17 protein-coding genes are annotated in these 18116 nt (G+C 74.5%); 13 read left to right on the plus strand and 4 right to left on the minus strand.

Annotated elements, in window-relative coordinates; translation table 11 throughout:
* The first annotated feature begins 22 nt into the window (after positions 1 to 22).
* The gene (locus KBX06_RS04905) at positions 23 to 1360 is read left to right on the plus strand and encodes an MFS transporter (protein WP_210832989.1); all 1338 of its coding nucleotides are present in this window, start codon (positions 23 to 25) and stop codon (positions 1358 to 1360) included.
* Positions 1361 to 1370: 10 nt separating this feature from the next.
* Here the strand turns inward: KBX06_RS04905 and KBX06_RS04910 are convergent, their stop codons facing one another.
* Positions 1371 to 1727: an STAS domain-containing protein gene (locus KBX06_RS04910; protein ID WP_092381119.1), complete on the minus strand. Its 357-nt coding sequence runs from the start codon at positions 1725 to 1727 to the stop codon at positions 1371 to 1373.
* 162 nt (positions 1728 to 1889) lie between these two features.
* On the opposite strand from KBX06_RS04910, the gene KBX06_RS04915 reads away from it, so the two are divergent.
* From KBX06_RS04915 to KBX06_RS04960, 10 genes are all read left to right on the plus strand, one after another.
* Positions 1890 to 2747, plus strand: a complete 858-nt coding sequence (locus KBX06_RS04915) for an STAS domain-containing protein (protein WP_210832990.1) — start codon at positions 1890 to 1892, stop codon at positions 2745 to 2747.
* Positions 2747 to 3160, plus strand: a complete 414-nt coding sequence (locus tag KBX06_RS04920; RefSeq protein WP_210832991.1) for an STAS domain-containing protein — start codon at positions 2747 to 2749, stop codon at positions 3158 to 3160. Before KBX06_RS04915 ends, KBX06_RS04920 begins: the two co-directional genes overlap by 1 nt.
* Positions 3157 to 3576 (plus strand): ATP-binding protein, encoded by a 420-nt coding sequence (locus KBX06_RS04925; protein ID WP_210832992.1) that lies wholly within the window; start codon positions 3157 to 3159, stop codon positions 3574 to 3576. The genes KBX06_RS04920 and KBX06_RS04925 overlap by 4 nt, the downstream gene beginning before the upstream one ends.
* On the plus strand, positions 3564 to 4592 hold the full coding sequence (locus KBX06_RS04930; protein WP_374225571.1) for a SpoIIE family protein phosphatase: 1029 nt from the start codon (positions 3564 to 3566) through the stop codon (positions 4590 to 4592). The genes KBX06_RS04925 and KBX06_RS04930 overlap by 13 nt, the downstream gene beginning before the upstream one ends.
* Entirely contained in the window at positions 4583 to 5947 is a 1365-nt protein-coding gene (locus tag KBX06_RS04935; RefSeq protein WP_247685257.1) for a sensor histidine kinase, read from the plus strand. The genes KBX06_RS04930 and KBX06_RS04935 overlap by 10 nt, the downstream gene beginning before the upstream one ends.
* Positions 5948 to 5949: 2 nt before the next feature.
* Positions 5950 to 7488 (plus strand): SpoIIE family protein phosphatase, encoded by a 1539-nt coding sequence (locus tag KBX06_RS04940; RefSeq protein ID WP_210832994.1) that lies wholly within the window; start codon positions 5950 to 5952, stop codon positions 7486 to 7488.
* 59 nt (positions 7489 to 7547) lie between these two features.
* On the plus strand, positions 7548 to 8123 hold the full coding sequence (locus tag KBX06_RS04945; protein ID WP_210832995.1) for a TIGR03086 family metal-binding protein: 576 nt from the start codon (positions 7548 to 7550) through the stop codon (positions 8121 to 8123).
* A 128-nt stretch (positions 8124 to 8251) separates the two neighbouring features.
* Entirely contained in the window at positions 8252 to 8788 is a 537-nt protein-coding gene (locus KBX06_RS04950) for a PadR family transcriptional regulator (protein WP_210832996.1), read from the plus strand.
* Positions 8785 to 9486, plus strand: coding sequence for an ABC transporter ATP-binding protein (locus tag KBX06_RS04955; RefSeq protein ID WP_210832997.1), 702 nt, complete (start codon positions 8785 to 8787; stop codon positions 9484 to 9486). The genes KBX06_RS04950 and KBX06_RS04955 overlap by 4 nt, the downstream gene beginning before the upstream one ends.
* Positions 9483 to 11003 carry an FtsX-like permease family protein gene (locus KBX06_RS04960; protein ID WP_210832998.1) on the plus strand — a complete coding sequence of 507 codons (1521 nt, stop codon included), beginning with the start codon at positions 9483 to 9485 and terminating at the stop codon, positions 11001 to 11003. The genes KBX06_RS04955 and KBX06_RS04960 overlap by 4 nt, the downstream gene beginning before the upstream one ends.
* A 49-nt stretch (positions 11004 to 11052) precedes the next feature.
* Here the strand turns inward: KBX06_RS04960 and KBX06_RS04965 are convergent, their stop codons facing one another.
* On the minus strand, positions 11053 to 11241 hold the full coding sequence (locus KBX06_RS04965; protein ID WP_210833335.1) for a hypothetical protein: 189 nt from the start codon (positions 11239 to 11241) through the stop codon (positions 11053 to 11055).
* Between the two features lie 105 nt (positions 11242 to 11346).
* Between KBX06_RS04965 and KBX06_RS04970 the strand changes: the two genes are divergently transcribed.
* Entirely contained in the window at positions 11347 to 12288 is a 942-nt protein-coding gene (locus KBX06_RS04970; protein ID WP_210832999.1) for a threonine/serine dehydratase, read from the plus strand.
* 65 nt (positions 12289 to 12353) lie between these two features.
* Here KBX06_RS04970 and KBX06_RS04975 read toward each other — a convergent pair whose 3' ends face one another.
* Complete coding sequence (locus KBX06_RS04975; protein ID WP_210833000.1) at positions 12354 to 14450, minus strand: S9 family peptidase; 2097 nt, start codon at positions 14448 to 14450, stop codon at positions 12354 to 12356.
* Between the two features lie 90 nt (positions 14451 to 14540).
* On the opposite strand from KBX06_RS04975, the gene KBX06_RS04980 reads away from it, so the two are divergent.
* Positions 14541 to 15890 (plus strand): FAD-binding oxidoreductase, encoded by a 1350-nt coding sequence (locus KBX06_RS04980; RefSeq protein WP_210833001.1) that lies wholly within the window; start codon positions 14541 to 14543, stop codon positions 15888 to 15890.
* A 64-nt stretch (positions 15891 to 15954) separates the two neighbouring features.
* On the opposite strand, the gene KBX06_RS04985 is transcribed toward KBX06_RS04980, so the two are convergent.
* Positions 15955 to 18030, minus strand: coding sequence for a SpoIIE family protein phosphatase (locus KBX06_RS04985; RefSeq protein WP_210833002.1), 2076 nt, complete (start codon positions 18028 to 18030; stop codon positions 15955 to 15957).
* Between the last annotated feature and the right edge of the window lie 86 nt (positions 18031 to 18116).

Below are 18116 nucleotides of genomic sequence, written 5' to 3' on the forward strand. Positions count from 1 at the left end.
CCATGATTGTAGGTTCGGACGCATGACCCCGCCAACCACCGCCGCCGTCGGCGCCGGAACCCCGCCGCGTTCCGCGCGGGAGACGATCGCCGGGCCCCACGACGTGCCCGCACCGGCGGATGTGACGGCCCCCGCCGCCGGTGCTGTCGGCCCCACCCCCGCGCCGGCCGGCCCGGTCGCCGGTGGGCTGCTCGTGCTCGTCGGCATGCTGCTGGTGGCGCTCAACCTGCGGGCCGCGATCACCAGCCTCGGCGCCCTGCTCGACGAGGTACGCGGCGGCCTGGCCCTCTCCGGTGCGCTGGCCGGGGTCGTGACCACCCTGCCCGCGGTGGCCTTCGCCGTCTTCGGGTCGCTCACCCCCCGGCTGGTCCGGCGACACTCCCCGGCCCGCGTGCTGGTGGTGGCGATGCTGATCCTCGCCGCGGGGCAGCTCGTCCGGGTCGGCACGGGCTCCGCGCTGGTCTTCATCGCCGGCAGCGCCCTGGCGCTCGCCGGGATCGCGGTGGCCAACGTCCTGCTGCCGCTCCTGGTCAAGCAGTACTTCCCGCACCGCATCGGGCTGGTCACCGGGGCGTACTCGATGACGTTGACGGTGGGCGCGACGGTGGCCGCCGCGGCGGCGGTGCCCGTGGCGCACCTCTTCGGCACCTGGCGGGCCGGGCTCGCCGTCTGGGCCGGGCTGGCCCTGGTGGCCGTACTCCCGTGGGTGCCGCTGGCGCTGCGGGCGCGCGCGGCCCGACGGGCGGCGACCCCGGCGGCGGTGGCGCCCCGCCCCCGGCGGATCCGGCCGGGGCGGACCCGGCTCGGGTGGGCGATGGCGGTCTACTTCGGGACGCAGTCGCTGGGCGCCTACGCGATCATGGGCTGGCTGGCCCAGCTCTTCCGCGACGCCGGCTACCGGCCGCAGGACGCGGGCCTGCTGCTCGCCGGCGTGACCGCACTGGGCGTGCCGATCGCGCTGCTGATGCCGACCCTGGCCGGGCGGCTGCGCACCCTGCACCCGCTGGTGCTCACGCTCTCCGCCGCGATGGCCCTCGCCTACGTCGGGATGGCCGTCGCGCCGCACGACGGGGCGCTGCTCTGGGTGGTGCTGCTCGCGGTCGGGCAGAGTGCCTTCCCGATGATCCTGGCCACCATCGGGCTACGCGCGCGGACCGCCGAGGGGACCGTGGCGCTCTCCGCGTTCAGCCAGAGCGTCGGCTACCTCATCGCCGCGCTGGGGCCACTGCTGGTGGGCATCCTCTACGGCACGACCGGCGGGTGGACCGTCCCGATCGGGTTCCTGTTGGCGGCGCTCGCCGTGCAGACCGGAGCGGGCATGGTGATCGCCCGTCCCCGACACATCGAGGACGAGGCGTGAGGGGGGACCGTCAGGAGGAGGCCGGCGTCGGATCGCCGGCCACGGCCTGGTCGACCGTCGGGTAGGTGTGCAGCACCTCGACGAGACCGCTCACCTCGAGGATGCGGAGCACGCCCCGCTGCGGAGCGGCCAGGCGCACCACGCCGCCCGCCTCGTCGCAGCTGTTCTTGGCCCGGACGAACACCGACAGCCCGGTGGAGTCGCAGAACGAGACGTTCGCCAGGTCGAAGACGAGGCGGCTACGGCCCTTGTCGAGCAGGTCGGTGATCTGGTCCTGCAACTGCGGTGCTGTCGCCATGTCCAGCTCGCCCGCGACCGACACGACGACGACGTCGCCGCGCTGTTCCGTATGCACCGTCAAGGACATTCGCCAGACCTCCTGTTATCGGGGAAACGGTATCCCACGATCGGGGTGGTACGCAGAACGGGAGCCGGTATCCGGTGGCCGCGCTCATTCGTTTGCCCTGCGGCAACTAGCGCTCCGGCCTCCGGTGATAGAGTCCGCCGTCGAGGTCGAAGGGGGTTCACCATGGCGTTGAGCACGGAGGAAGGCAACCGGCTGGCCGGCCTGCTGACCGGTCACGCCGAGCGGGTCATGCAGCGCTGGACGGAGATCGTCGCCGCGTCCCTGCGCGGGCGGCTCAGCCAGGGCGAGCTGCGCCGGCAGGTGCAGGAGCTGCACTCTAGCATGATCACCGCCGGTGAGCAGGGCGCCGTCGACCTCGACTCCGAGCAGGCCACGGAGCTGCGCGCCGTGCTCTCCGAGCTGTCCCGGGGGCGCGCCCGGCAGGGCTTCTCCGCCTCCGAGACCGCCGTCAGCGTGTTCGCGCTGAAGGAGGTGCTGCTGGAGTTGATGGAGGACGAGGACGGCCCACACACGCTCCGCGACTACGTCGCCTTCTCCGGGCTGATCGACCAGATGGGTCTGTTCACCTTCGAGAGCTTCGTGCGTACCCGCGAGAGCCTCATCGCCGACCAGGCGGAGCAGCTGCTGGAGCTGTCCACCCCCGTGGTCAAGCTCTGGGAGGGCGTGGTCGCCGTGCCGCTGGTCGGCACCCTCGACTCGGCCCGGGCCCAGGTGGTGATGGAGCGGCTGCTGCAGACCCTGGTCGACACCGGTTCGCCCTACGCGATCATCGACATCACCGGCGTACCGGCGGTGGACACCCAGGTCGCCCAGCACATCCTCAAGACCGTGGTGGCCGCCCGGCTGATGGGCGCCGACTGCATCATCTCCGGCATCCGGCCGCAGATCGCCCAGACCATCGTGGCCCTGGGCATCGAGTTCGGCGACATCGCCACCAAGGCCAGCCTCGCCGACGCGTTGCGGCACGTGCTCCGGCTCACCGGGGTCGAGACCGGCCGCCGCCAGCGCCGGGAGGCCTGATGGAACGGGTGCCGATCCTCAAGATCGGTGACATCCTGCTGGTCTCCATCCAGGTCGACATGTCCGACCAGACGGCGGTCCAGCTCCAGGACGACCTCGCGGAGCGGATCGTCGCCACCGGCTGCCACGGCGTGATCATCGACATCACCGCCCTGGACATCGTCGACTCCTTCGTCGGGCGGATGCTGTCGACCATCGCCTCGATCTCCAAGGTGCTCGACGCGGAGACGGTCGTGGTCGGGATGCGTCCCGCCGTCGCCATCACCCTGGTCGAGCTGGGCCTGTCGCTCAACGGCATCCGGACGGCGCTCAACGTCGAGCGGGGCATGGAACTGATCGCGGCGGCCCACGCCGACGAGCGCGAGCTCGCGTTCGAGGACGAACCGGACACCGAGACGACGGCGTCGTCATGACCGCCGGAGTCGACCTGGGCCAGCCGCAGGCGCAGGCGATCCGCAGCGACGAGGACGTGGTGCGGGTCCGGCAGTTGGTGCGTACGGTGTCGGTGGCCGTCAAGCTCTCGCTGGTCGACCAGACCAAGGTCGTCACCGCGGCGAGCGAGCTGGCCCGCAACACCCTGGTGTACGGCGGCGGCGGCATGGTCGAGGTGGCCACGGTGGACAACGGCCGGCGGCGGGGCGTACGGATCGTCTTCGCCGACTCCGGCCCGGGCATCGTCGACCTCGACCTGGCGCTGACCGACGGCTACACCACCGGCGGCGGGCTCGGCCTCGGGCTCAGCGGCGCACGCCGGCTGGTCGACGAGTTCGACATCCAGACCGCCGTCGGTGAGGGGACCCGGATCACGGTCACCAAGTGGTCCCGGTGAACGACGACGCGGTCCCCGACCGCGGAATCTGGTTCCGGGTCGAGAGCGGCAGCGCGGCCAGCACGGTGCGGCGGGCCGCCGAACGGCTCGCCGCCCAGCTCGACCTGGACGCCGCCCGCACCGCCGACCTGGCCATCGTCGCCGCCGAGCTGACCAGCAACCTGGTCAAACACGCCGACGACGGTGTCCTGCTGCTGCGGCCGGTGCGGCGCGACGGGGAGGCCGGCGTGGAGCTGATCGCCATCGACGCCGGGCCAGGGATGGCCGACCTCACCGCCTCCTCGCAGGACGGGCACTCCACCGCCGGGACGCTCGGCATCGGCCTCGGCGCGATCGCCCGGCAGGCCAGCTGGTTCGACGGCTACTCCCGGGCGGAGCGCGGCACGGTCCTCGCCGTCCAGATCTGGCCGAACCGCGACGGCGGGCACGAGCGACCCTGGGTCGGGGCGCTCAGCCGGCCGCTGGCCGGGGAGTCGGTCAGCGGCGACGGGTACGCGTGGCGGGTCGTCGAGGGCCGGCACCAGGTGCTGGTCTGCGACGGCCTGGGGCACGGGCCGCTCGCCTCCGCCGCCACCGACGCCGCGCTCGACGCGTTCCGCAGGGCGCCGGTGGGCACGCCGTCGGCGGTCGTGGCGCACCTGCACCGCTCGATGTCGCACACCCGGGGCGCGGCGCTGGCCGTGGCCGAGCCGGACCCGTCGGCCGGGACGCTGCGCTACTCGGGGCTGGGCAACATCTCCGCCGCCGTCATCGGTGCCGACGGCAGACGGCGGGGCCTGGTCTCGCTGCCCGGCATCGCCGGGCACCAGCGTCCCTCGGTCCGGGAGTACGACTACCCCTTCGAGGCCGACGCCCGGCTGGTCATGCACAGTGACGGGGTGGTCGACCGCTGGCAGCTCGCCGACTATCCCGGTCTCGTCGACCGGTCGCCCCTGGTGGTGGCCGCGACGGTGCTGCGCGACGCCGGCACGCGTCGCGACGACGCGTGCGTCCTGGTCGTCCGGGGATGGTCGTGACCGGACCCGCCGGGGTACCCCTGCTGACGATGGCTCTGCGGGTCGAACACGACATCTTCGTCGTGCGGCAGCGGGGCCGCGAGGTCGCCGCCGCGGTGGGGCTGGAGCACCAGGACCAGGTACGCATCGCCACGGCGCTCAGCGAGGTCGCCCGGGACCTGCTGCACTCGGTCGGCGGGGCGCAGGTGACGTTCGTACTCGTCGACGACGCCGACGGCAGGCGGCACCTCCGGGTGGACCTCCTCCCGGTGCGTCCGCTGCCCGGCGGGCGGTACGAGCCGCAGTCCGGCGCGGTGGCGCGGTTGGTGGACAAGTTGGGCGTGGTGACAGGCGAGGGGGATACGGTCGTGAGGATGTCCCGACGTGTTCCGGCCACCGCAGAGGTGTCGACTCCCGAGCGTCTCGCCGAGCTCCGGTCCGAGCTCGAGCGGAATGCCCCGGGCAGTGCCCTGGACGAGTTGGCCGCCCAGAACGCGCAACTGATCGCCGCCCTCGACGAGGTACGCAGCCAGCGCGACGAGCTGGCCGTCCTGAACGAGGAACTGGCCGAGACCAACCGTGGCGTGGTGGCGCTCTACAACCAGCTCACCGAGGAGCTGGAGGAGACCAACCGTGGCGTGGTGGCCCTCTACGCCGAACTGGACGAGAAATCCGCCCAGTTGCGCGCGGCGAGCGAGTCGAAGAGCCGGTTTCTGGCGAACGTCAGCCACGAGCTGCGGGCACCCGTCACCGCGATCATGGGGCTGGGCCGGCTACTGGGCGACTCCGCCTCCGACCCGCTCACCGCCGAGCAGGCCCGCCAGGTCGGGCTGATCCGCTCGTCGGCGGGTGACCTCCTCACGCTGGTCAACGAGCTGCTCGACCTGGCCAAGGCAGAGTCGGGCCGGATCGAGCCCGACTGGAGCGAGGTCGACCTGCGGCCGGTCTTCGGTCAGTTGCGCGGCACGCTGCGGGCCCTGGCCACCCGGCCCGACGTCGAACTGGTGGTGGAGGAGCCGCCCGTTCCGGCGACGCTGCGTACCGACGAGGTGCTGCTCGCCCAGGTCCTGCGCAACCTGCTGCACAACGGGCTCAAGTTCACCGAGCGCGGGGAGGTGCGGCTGCGGGCGGAGCGGCGGGACGACCAGTGGTCGCTCAGCGTGTCCGACACCGGCGCGGGTATCCCTCCGGAGCTGCACGAGCGGATCTTCGAGGAGTTCTACCAGGTCCCCGGCGCGACCCGGATCGGTGGCACCGGCCTCGGCCTGCCGTACGCGCGGCGGCTGGTGACCCTGCTCGGCGGGGCCCTGGCGGTGTCCAGCGAGCCGGGCCGGGGCAGCACGTTCACGGTCACCCTGCCCGTGGGAGGAGCGTGACCGTGGAGGGTGGCCCGGCGACGGTGCTGGTGGTCGACGACAGCCCCACCAAGCGCTACCTCCTGGTCAGCTGGCTCTCCCGGGCGGGCTTCGCCGTGCTGGAGGCCGAGACGGGCAGCGAGGCGCTGGCCCGGGTCGGGGTGGACGCGATCGACCTCGTGGTGCTCGACGTGCGGCTGCCCGACCTCAACGGGTTCGAGGTCTGTGAACGGATCAAGGCGGCGCACCCGGCGATGCCGGTGATCCACGTGTCCGCGCACGCGGTGGACGTGGCGGACCGGGCGCAGGGGCTGACCCGGGGGGCGGACGCGTACCTGGCCGAGCCGATCGAGCCGGAGGAACTGGTCGCCACGTCGCACGCGGTGCTGCGCTACTACCGGGCCCGGCAGCGCGCGGAACTGCTCGCCGAACGGCTGCTCGGGCTGGCCGACACCACCGTGGCGGTGCACTCCGCCCCGAACTTCGCGCGGCTGTTGGAGGCGGCGGCGGCCGGCGCCGCGCAGATCTTCAAGAGCCCGGCCGCCGTGATCGCCGAGACGTTCGACGGCGACTGTCTCGCCGGGATCGTGGCCGGCCCCGGTGACCCGGCCACGGTCGTCCCCTGGATCGTCGACGACACCGGGGTGCCGACCGGGACGACGGTCCGGGTGGACGAGCCGGCAGCCTGGGGCCTGGTCGACTGGCCGGCGGACGACACGGTCACGGTCGCCGCCGCCCGGCTGCGCGAGGACCGGGCGCCGCTCTACGTCGTCGTGCCCACCGCCACGCAGACCGCGCGTACCCCCGTGCTGCGGCAGCTCGCCCAGGCGGTGGCGGCGGCGGTGGAGGCGCAGCGCTCCTTCGACGAGGAGCACCGCATCGCGGTGACCCTCCAGCGCAGCCTGCTGCCGCGCCGGATACCGCAGGTCAACGGGCTCGACATGGCCGTCCGTTACGAGCCGGCGAGCGCGCAGACCGAGGTGGGCGGCGACTTCTACGAGCTGGTGATGCTCGACGGCCACCTGCTGCTGGCGATCGGTGACGTGGCCGGCCACTCGCTGCACGCGGCGACGGTGATGGCCGAGCTGCGGCACGCGGTGCGGGCGTACGCGGTGGAGGGGCACCAGCCGGGCGAGATCCTGCACCGGGTCAACGAACTCATGCGCACCCTGCTGCCCGACGAGCTGGCCACGATCTGTGTGCTGCTGCTGCATCCGCCCAGCGGGCGGGTCCGGCTGGCCAGCGCCGGTCACCTGCCGCCGCTGCTCAGCCTGGACGGCAAGGTGGAGTTCGTGCAGCAATCGGCGCCGCTGCTCGGGGTCCGCGCGCAACGGCCGCCCGACCTGGAGTTCGTGCTGCCGGCCGGGGCGACGCTGGTGTTCTACACCGACGGCCTGATCGAGCGGCGGGACACCACGATCGACGACGGGCTGGCCGCCCTGGCCGTCTCCGCCGCCTGGGTCGACGACGACCTGGACCGGTTCTGCGAGCGGCTCCTGGCCGAGCTGGCCCCGCCGGAGATCCACGACGACGTCGCCGTGGTCGTCCTGCGCCGCAACTGACCGGCGTCTGGTCGCCCTCCGCCGCGTTCGGCCGGAACCGCCCTCGTACCCTGACCCCCATGCCCACAAAGACGAGTGATCTGCTGGCAGTCGCCGCGCCCAGTGCCGTCGCGGTGGTCCGGGGGGTCTCGGACGACCAGCTGGACCTGCCGACCCCGTGCAGCGACTACGCGGTGCGCGACCTGCTCAACCACCTCTACGCCGTGGTGGTCAACTTCCAGGCCCTCGCGGCCAAGCGGCAGCCCGAGTGGGCGGAGAAGCCCGACCACCTGACCGAGGGCTGGCGGGACCGGTTCGAGGCGGAGGCCGCGAAGCTGGTCGAGGCGTGGTCGGATCCGGCCGCGCTGGACGGGGTGTCGCCCGGGATGGGGCTGCCGCAGGAGACGGTCGGCACCATGGTGCTGCTGGACCTGACCGTGCACGCCTGGGACCTGGCCGTCGCCACCGGGCAGCCGTTCCGGCCCGCGCCCGAGGTGCTGCCCCCGCTGTACGCCCTGACCGAGCAGATGGGGCCGATGGCCCGGGAGCGGGGCGTGTTCGCGGCGCCGGTGCGGACGTCGTCGTCGGACGCTCCGGAGATGGACCGCCTGCTCGCCCTGACCGGCCGGGACCCGGGCTGGTCGGCGGTCGGCTGAGCCCGACCTCCCGGGCGGTCCGCTGTTCCAGGGCGCGGTCCGCAACACCCTGACCATGGGCCCGCGTGGCATTCCCCGCCGCGCGGGCCTTCTTGACAGCGACTATTCACCCGGTGAATAGTGGCGGCGTGTCCACACCGCACGTGTTGCTCGGGCTGCTGGCCGCCGGCAGCCGGCACGGCTACGAGCTGAAGCGGGCCCACGACGAGCGCCTGCCCCGCGCCCGGCCACTGGCGTTCGGGCAGGTCTACTCGACGCTCGGCCGGTTGCAGCGCGACGGCCTGGTGGCACCGTCCGGGCAGGAACGCGAGGGTGGCCCGGAGCGCACCGCGTACGCGCTGACGGCCGACGGCCGGGCCGCGCTGGAGCGGTGGCTCGCCGAGGTCGAGCCGCCGATGCCGTACGTCGCCAGCACCCTCTTCGCGAAGGTGGTCGTGGCGCTGCTGGTGGCCGACGCGGACCGGGCCCGCGACTATCTCGTCGCCCAGCGGCAGGCACACACCGAGCGGCTGCGCGAGCTGACCGCGGTGAAGACGGCGCCCTCGGCCAGCCTCGACGACATCGTGGCGGCCGACTTCGCCATCGCCCATCTCGACGCGGACCTGCGGTGGCTGCGGACCACCCTGGACCGCGTCGCCGACTGGCACCGGGAGGTGCACTCGTGACGCAACTTCAGGCTCGCGGCGTGGTCAAGGCCTACGGGCGCACACCCGCGCTGCGCGGCGTCACCCTCGACGTCACCGAAGGGGAGATCGTCGCCGTCACCGGCCCGAGCGGCTGTGGCAAGTCCACCCTGCTGCACTGCCTCGCCGGCATCCTGCGCCCGGACGCCGGCGAGGTGAGCTGGAACGGGCACCGGATCGACACCTGGTCCGAGGCGGCGCGGTCCCGGCTGCGGCGCACCGAGTTCGGGGTGCTCCTCCAGTTCGGGCAGCTCGTCGCCGAGCTGACCGCCGCCGAGAACGTCGCCCTTCCGCTGCTCCTCGCCGGCACCGGGCGGCGAGCGGCGCGGACGGCTGCCCTGTCGTGGATGGACCGCCTCGGCGTGGCCGAGCTGGCCGACACCCGGCCGGGCGAGATGTCCGGCGGGCAGCAGCAGCGCTGCGCCATGGCGCGGGCCCTGGTCACCGAGCCCAGGGTGCTCTTCGCCGACGAACCGACCGGCGCGCTGGACACGCTCACCGGCGAGCAGGTGCTCACCCAGCTCGTCCGGCTCGCCCGCGAGCAGCGGACCACGGTCGTCCTGGTCACCCACGAGCCGCAGATCGCCGCGTACGCCGACCGCGAGGTCATCCTCCGCGACGGCATGGTCGACCACACCGGGCTCGGCCTCGACACGCCGCTGCCGGGCGGGCGCCGGTGAGGCCGTCGACCGTGGTCCGCCTCGCCCTGGCCGGCACCCGCACGGACACCGCCCGGGTGGTGCTGACCGCGATCAGCGCCGCCCTGGCCACCCTCGCCGCCCTGGCCGCGCTCACCGTCCTGGCGATCCCCACCCCACCCGCCACCGACGGCAACGCCAACCGCTGGTCTGAGCACTACTCCAACCAGCTGCTCGTCGAGCCGGGGCTGCGCGGTGGCACCGCCTTCGCCCTGCTGCTGCTCATGATCCCCGTGCTGGCGCTGGCCGGGCAGTGCGCCCGGCTCGGGGCCCCGGCGCGGGACCGCCGGCTGGCCGCGTTCCGGCTGGCCGGCGCCACTCCGGGCCAGGTCACCGGGATCGCCGTGCTGGAGACCGGCCTGGCGAGCCTGCTCGGCACGCTGGCCGGCGCGTCGGTCCACTTCGCCGGCCGGGAGCTGTGGGACCGTCCCGACGCCGAAGGCCGGCTCGCCCTCCCCACCGACGTGCTGCCCGCCCCGGGCGTGCTGGCGGCCGTGCTGGCGGGGCTGCCGGTCGTGGCGGCGCTGGCCACCGCGCTGATGCTGCGCCGGGTGACCACTACTCCGTTCGGCGTGCTGCGTACGCACCGCCGGGAACGCGGCCCCCGGCCCTGGGCGGGCGTCCTCATCGTCGCCGGGCTGACCGCCTTCGTCGCCGTCGAACCCGTCACCAGTTGGTACGGCCGGCGCGACTCCGACGTGCCGTCGTGGCTGGTGCCGGTACTGCTGGTCGCCGGCGGGCTGGCCGCCATGATCGGGGTGGTCGTCGGCACCGGCTGGATCTCCTGGACCGCCGGCCGGCTGCTGCACCGCCACGCCCGGGGGCCGGCCGCGCTGCTCGCCGCCCGCCGGCTGATGGCCGACCCGTGGGCGGGCAGCCGCACCTTCGCCGCACTGCTGGCGGCGGTGCTCCTCGGCGCGGGCGCGGCCGGGCTCCGGGAGTACTTCGTCGCGGCGGACGAGCTGAGCCGGCGGACCGGCGCCGGACTGGCCGGCGGCGACTTCTACCTGCGGACCATGGACCTGGTCGACCTGGCGGTGGCGGTGGCCATGCTGGTCGCCGCGGGCGGGCTGGTCGTCGCGGTGGTGGAGGGGATCACCGCCCGGCGGCGGACGTACGCGGCCCTGGTGGCGACCGGGGTGCCCCGACCCGCGCTCGGCCGCTCCGTCGCCTGGCAGTCGCTGGCCCCGGCCGTGCCGGCGGTGGCCGTGGCCCTAACCGTGGGCCTGCTGCTGGCCCGGGGGCTCTTCCGTGCGCCGACCGCCCTGCACTACGACGAGGTCTGCGACGCCACCGCGCAGCTCTGCGCCGACCCCGCGACCCGGGAGCGCTACATCCGGGTCGTGACGATGCCGGAGGTGACCGTGCCGATCGGCGTGCCCCTGGAGCAGCTCGCGATGCTCGGGGCCGGCGCCCTGGCGGCGGTGCTGGTGACGGTCGGCGTCGGCCTGCTCTTCCTGCGCGCGGGCACGGCCGTGGAGGAGCTGCGGGCGACCTGAGCCCGCCGTCCTCCGGCGGCGGCGGGCCGTTGGCCGGCGCCGGGCCGCATCAGGCGGCGAACAGGCCGGCGGAGAGCGCGAGCAGCGTCCCGGCGGCGGCGGAACAGCAGCACACCAGCAGGAACGCGACCACCGCGAGGATCGCCCAGACGCGCCGGTCGCGCGCCGCCGCCCGCCAGCCCGGCGCCGGTCCGTCCCCGGCCGGCTCGTCGTCGTCCACCCCGTCGCCCCCGGTCACCCCGGCAGTCTAGGTGGCCGTTCCCGCCGTCTCTGCCGTTCCCGCCGTCTCTGCCGGAACGACACGGTACGGTCGGCATCCCCCCGGCTCGGGCAGGATGGGGCGATGGAGCTGGTCTCGATCACCGACGTCCGTACCGCCGCCGCCGACCTCGCGGGCACCGTGCTGCGTACCCCGTTGCTGCGGACCGGATGGGACGCGGAGCTGTGGCTCAAGCCGGAGAGCCTGCAACCGGTAGGGTCCTTCAAGCTGCGCGGCGCGACCCACGCGGTCGCCCGGCTGACGCCCGAGGAGCGGGCACGCGGCGTGGTCACCCACTCCTCGGGCAACCACGGCCTGGCCCTGGCGTACGCGGCCCGGGCGGCCTGCGTGCCGTGCCGGATCGTGGTGCCCGAGGGCGCCCCGGCGGCGAAGGTGGACCGGATCCGGGCGCTGGGCGTCGAGGTGCTGCTGGTGCCGCCCCCGCGACGCGGCCCGGAGGCGGAGCGGATCGCCGCCACGACGGGCGCGGTGCTGGTCCCGCCCTTCGACGACCGGCGGATCGTCGCCGGGCAGGGCACGGTCGGGCTGGAGATCGTCGAGGACCTGCCCGACGTCGACGTGGTGCTGGTGCCCGTGGGCGGCGGTGGGCTCTCCTCCGGCGTCGCGACCGCCGTCACCGCGTTGCGCCCGGCGGCGACGGTGATCGGCGTCGAGCCGGAACTCGCCGCCGACGCCCGGGACTCGCTGGCGGCCGGCTCGGTGGTGGTCTGGGGCGAGGAACGCACCTACCGGACGATGGCCGACGGGCTGCGCCTGCCGCCGTCCGAGCTGACCCTCGCCCACCTGCGGGCCCGGCTCGACCGCATCGTCACGGTGACCGAGGAGGAGATCCGGGCCGCGATGGGCCGGCTGGTCCTCGACGCCCGCCTGGTGGTGGAGCCCAGCGGCGCGGTGGCCGTGGCCGCCCGGCTGTTCCACGCCGGCGAGCTGCCGCCGGGTCGTACGGTCGCGGTGGTCACCGGCGGCAACGTCGACCCGGCGGTGCTGGCCGGCATCCTCGGCTGAACTTGTAAGGAAGGGCCCCTTCCTATACAGGATCCGATAACAAGGGGCCCTTCCTAACGCCCCGCTCAGGCGCGGCCGAGGCGGTCGAGGATCCAGGCGTTGACGAACGCCTCCTCGCGCCAGGAGTCGTAACGGCCGCTGGGGCCGCCGTGGCCGGCGCCCATCTCGGTCTTGAGCAGGTATTCGCCCTGCGGGGCGACCGCCCGCAGCCGGGCGACCCACCTCGCCGGCTCGTGGTAGAGCACCCGGGTGTCGTTGAGGCTGGTCACCGCGAGGATCGCCGGGTAGTCCACCGCCCGCACGTTCTCGTAGGGCGTGTAGGACTTCATGTACGCGTAGACCTCAGGGTCGGCCAGCGGGTTGCCCCACTCCTCCCACTCGGTGACGGTCAGCGGCAACGACGGGTCGAGGATCGAGGTGAGCGCGTCCACGAAGGGCACCTGCGCGACGATCCCGGCGAACGCGTCCGGGGCGATGTTGGCGACCGCGCCCATCAGCAGCCCGCCCGCCGAGGCGCCCCGGGCGACGAGCCGGTCGCTCGTCGTCCAGCCCGCCTCGACCAGGTGCCGCGCGCAGGCGACGAAGTCGGTGAAGGTGTTCTTCTTGGCCAGCAGCTTGCCCTGTTCGTACCAGCCTCGGCCCAGCTCCCCGCCGCCCCGGACGTGCGCGACGGCGAAGATGACGCCCCGGTCCAGCAGGGAGAGCCGGGCGACGGAGAACCACGGGTCCATGCTCGCCTCGTACGAGCCGTAGCCGTAGATCACGCACGGGGCGGAGCCGTCCCGCGGGGTGTCGGCCCGGCAGACCAGCGAGATCGGCACCCGGGTCCCGTCGTCGGCGAGCGCCCAGTCGCGGTGCTGCTCGTAGTCGGCCGGGTCGTACGCCCGCCCGTCCGGCCCCGGCTGCACCGGCTTCTGTCGGCGCAGCACCATCTGCCGGGTGACCAGGTCGTAGTCGTAGACCGAGTCGGGCGTGACCAGCGAGGTGTAGCCCAGCCGGATCTGCCTGGTGCGGTACTCCGGGTTGCCCTGGAGGCCGACACTGTAGAGCGGCTCCGGGAAGTCGATGTCGTACGCGTCGCCGCCGCCGACGGGCAGCACCCGTAGGCCGGTCAGCCCGTTGGTGCGCAGCGAGACGACCAGGTGGTCGGCGAAGGCGTCGACCGCCTCCAGCCGGGTGCCGGGCGAGTGCTCGATCAGCGGCACCCAGTCGCCCGGCGCGTCCGCCGAGGTGTAGGCCAGCGCGAAGTCCTCCGCGCCGTCGTTGTGCAGGATCAGGAAGCGGTGCCCATGGTGCTCGACGGTGTATTCCACGCCCTGCCGGCGGGGCGCCACGGACGCCGGTGCGCCGGTCGGGTTGCCGGCCGGGATCACCAGCACCTCGCTGGTGATCTTGCTGTGCACGTCGATGAGGATGAACCGCTCCGAGCGGCTCAGCTCCACGCCGACCCAGAACCGTTCGTCGTCCTCCTGGTAGACCACCGTGTCCTCGCTGGACGCGGTGCCCAGGGTGTGCCGCCAGACCCGGTTGGGACGCCACGTCTCGTCCACCGTCACGTAGAACAGCACCGAGGCGTCGGTGGACCAGGCGGTGCCGTAGAACGAGTCGGGCACCTCGTCGGGCAGCAGCTCGCCGGTGGTGAGGTCCTTGACCCGCAGCGTGAACCGCTCGTCGCCGGAGAAGTCCGTGGAGTAGGCCAGCCACCGCCCGTCGGGGCTGACGTCGAACGCGCCGAGCGCGAAGAAGTCGTGCCCCTCGGCGAGCACGTTGCCGTCGAGCAGCACCTCCTCGCCGTCGAGCGGAGCGCCGTCCACGCTGACCGGCGGCTCGGTCTCGCCGTCGCGGATCGCCCGGCGGCACTGCACGCCGTACTGCTGGCCCTCGACCGTGCGGGTGTAGTACCAGTAGCCGCCCTTGCGGCTGGGCACCGACAGGTCGGTCTCCTGGGTGCGCCGGCGGATCTCCTCGAACAGGTCGGCGCGCAGCCCTTCGAGATGCGCCGTCCGGGCCTCGGTGTACGCGTTCTCGGCGGTCAGGTAGGCGATCGTCTCCGGGTCGTCCTTGGCGGTGAGCCAGGCGTACTCGTCGACGACGGTGTCGCCGTGGTGGGTGCGCTCGCTGGGTACCCGCTTCGCCGTGGGCACGGGGGTCTCGGTGGTCACGGCGCCACGTTACCGGCCGCGCACCGTCCGCCGCGCGGCCTCGTCGGCGACCCGCCGCCACATTCTTCGAACATGTGTACGATGGCCGGCATGGCGGCTGCAGCGAGTTCCACCGACCGGCCCGGAGCCCTCGACATCACCCGGCGGCTGACGGCGATCTGCGGCCCGCCGTTCGCCCGCTTCGCCGGCCCCGCCGACGAGGTGGCCGGCCGCCCGGCCCGTTGGGTCGCCGTCCCGGGCGGGGCGCACGCCGCGGCCGAGGTGCTGCGGCTCGCCGCCCGGCACGACCTGAAGGTGGTGCCACGCGGCGCCGGCACGAAGATCGACTGGGGTGCCGCTCCCGACCGGGTCGACATCATGCTCGACACCGGTCGGCTCGCCGGGATCGGCCACGAGCCGGTCGGCTCGCCCACCACGGAGGTCGGTGCGGGCACCCCGCTGCGCGCGGTCCAGTCCACTCTGGAGCGCACCGGGCAGCGCCTGGCGCTCGACGCCCCCTCGGCCGGGGCCACCCTCGGCGGCGTGCTCGCCACCGGCGAGGCGGGGCCCCTGCGGCACCGCCACGGCAGCCCCTGCGACCAACTGGTCCGGGTGCGCTACCTCGACGCCGACGGCGAACTGGTCGACGCCGGGGGCGGCGCGGCCGGGCTGGAACTGGCCCGCCTGCTCTGCGGCTCGCAGGGGGCGCTCGGCGTGCTGGTCTCCGCGACCCTCCGGGTGCAGGCCGTCCCGGCCGGCCGGATCTGGGTCAGCCGACCCGTGTGGACCCCGCTCGAGGTGCACGACCTGGTCCGCACCGTGCTCGCCGCACGCCTCGACCCGGCGGCGGTCGAGATCGACCTGCCGGCCGGCGCGGGACCCCGGCCGCGCCAGGGCAGCCGGGCCGCCGCGATGGCCGCTCACCCGTCCATGACGGGGCGTGCCGGCGGCGGCCCGGCCGGCGCCGGGCGGCTGGTGGTGCTGCTCGAGGGCGGCCCGGCCGACGTCGCCGAGCGCACGGACCGGCTCGTCGCGCTCCTCGGCCCGGGCACGGTCGCCAGCCACGCCGCACCCGAGTGGTGGCGGCGCTACCCGTTCGGCCCGGGCGACACGGCGCTGCGGATCGAGGTGCCCATCGCCGACCTGCACGCCGCCGTCTACGCGCTGCGGGACGCGGCCGGCGGCCCCGTCCCCGTGCGCGGCTCCGCCGGCCTCGGCGTGGTGCACGCGGCCCTGCCCGGCGCCATGTCCCCCGACCGGGTGGCGTCGATCCTGGCCGCCGTCCGCGGCGTGCTCCTCGCCCGGCAGGGCCGGTGCGTGGTGGTCTCCGCGCCGGCAGCCGTCCGGCGGGCCGTCGACCTGTGGGGCGAGCTGGCCGGGCTGGCCCGGCTGCGCGCGGCCAAGGCGCACCTCGACCCCCACCGCCGCCTCGCCCCGGGCCGCCTCCCCGGCGGCCTGTGAGAGCGCGGGGGTGGGAGCGGACCGGTCCGACCGCGACGGCCGGGCCGGTCCTGCCACGCGGGCCTCAGCTGGCGTCGTTGCGCAGCACCAGGATGGCGATGTCGTCGCGGGGCGCCTCGGCCGAGAAGCCGATCGCCGTCGAGCGGAGCCGGGCCGCGACCACGTCGGCCGAGTAGCCGGCCAGCGGAGCGGCGGCCTCGCGCAGCCGGTCGGTGCCGAACAGCTCCCGGCCGCGCCGCCGCTCGGTGACCCCGTCGGTGTAGAAGATCAGCGAGTCGCCCGGATCGAGCGGCACCTCCGCCGTCGGGGAGGCGATCGAGTCGAGCAGGCCGAGGGCGGTGCCCCCGGTGCCGACGAAACGTGCCCCGCCCTTGGCGGGCAGCAGCACCGGCCGGTCGTGGCCGGCGAGGTGCAGGGAGACGTCGAGCTGGTCGCCGTCGCCGGGGCCGACCGCCGCCAGGGCCAGCGTGCAGTAGCGCCCGCCGCCCCGATCGAACAGCGTCTCGTTGACCCGGGCCAGCGCCTCCGGCAGCGGCTTGCCGTCACCCACCAGCACCCGGATCACGTCGCGGACCAGCCCGGTGACCGTCGCGGCCTGCACCCCCTTGCCCGAGACGTCGCCGATCACCACCAGCCAGCGTCCGTCCGGCAGGGGCACCACGTCGTAGAAGTCGCCGCCCACGTCGACGTCGCCGCCCGTCGGGACGTACTCGGCGGCGAAGCCGATGCCCTCGACCACGGGCAGCACCGGCGGCAGCAGCGACTGCTGGAGCGTGTGCGCGACGCGCCGGCGCTCGGCGTGGATCCGGGCGTTCTCGATGGCCAGGGCCGACCGGCGGGCGACGTCCTCCAGCACGGCGACCTCGTCCGGGTCGTGCCGGTGCCGCTGGTGCCGGCCGACAGCCAGCGTGCCGAGCCGCTGACCGCGCGCGATCAGCGGGACGGCGAAGCCCTCCATCGGGGCGCCGAGCGGCATCTGGGTGCCGTTGCGCGACGCCTCGCGCAGCCGGGCCTGGACCGAGTCCGGGCCGGTCTCATCGAGCACCTGGTGCAGCTGGGGCAGTACCGACTCGTCGGCGTGGCTGGCCGCCGCGAGGCGGAGCCGGCCCCACTCGTCGGTCGTGTGCACCGCGCACCACTGCCCGAGCCGGGGCACCACGAGCTGGGGGATCAGCGCCATGGTCAACTCGACGTCGAGCGACTGCGCGAGCAGCTCGCTGGCCTCGGCGAGGAAGGTCAGCCAGGCCTGCCGGCGGACGTCCGCCCGGCGCAGCCGGTCGTTCTCCAGGTGCAGCGAGAGCCGCTCGGCCATCAGCACGGCGAGCGGTCGCGCGTACGCCGACGGGGCCGCGTCCAGCTCCAGTTCGCCGGCGTACGGCCGGTGCACGGCCAGCGGCACCCGCAGCAGCTCGTTGCCGGGCCGGGGTTGGCGGCCGTAGCGGGCCAGCACCTGGATGCCCTGCCCGTCGCCCCGGTCCAGCCGCACGACCCCGCCCGCCGCGCCGACCATCTCCGCCACCCGGGTGAGCAGGCCGGTCGCGAAGTCGGGCAGGGGATCCTCGGCGTACGGGTCGGGGGTGGTCTGCATCAGTTCGCTCATGGCGCTGGCGCTCGGCGCGGAACTCTCCGGGGTGGTCGGCGTGCCGCCCCCGGCGGTCGCCGCGCCGGGCCGCCCCGCTGCCTCGTCACGGGCGGCCGGGCCGGGCAGGTCCAGCCGGAACCAGACCCCCTTGCCGGTGGGCAGGTAGGTGGTGCCCCAGCGACTGGCGAAGTGGTCGACCAGCAGCAGCCCCCGGCCGCGCTCGGAGACCTCGTCGATGTCGGTGGCGTCGTTGCGGACCCCGACGATCAGCTCCTCCACGGGGCCGGCTGCGAAGTCGGACACGGTGACGGTGATTCCGACCGGGTCGGCGACCACCTCGATGTCCAGTTCGGTGCGGGCGTGCTCCACGGCGTTGGTGGAGAGCTCGGTGGTGAGCAGCATGGCCTCGTTGGCGAGTGCGTCCAGGTGGGCCTCGGTGAGGACGGAGCGCACGAGGGCCCGCGCGGCGGCGGGCGTACGCCGGTCTGCGGGAAGCCTGACCCGCCGGACGTGCTCGTCTCGGCCCCCGGTCGCCGCGGGCCCCGCCTCCGCTGACATCCCCGTATCCTCCACCGCCACCCGCGTAGGTGCCAAGCCGATGCCCGTACGGGCGCCCGGGCCCCGCCCTCCCACCTCGTCGATCG

Origin of the sequence: Micromonospora sp. C31, assembly GCF_018070575.1 — a bacterium.
Lineage (GTDB): Bacteria > Actinomycetota > Actinomycetes > Mycobacteriales > Micromonosporaceae > Micromonospora.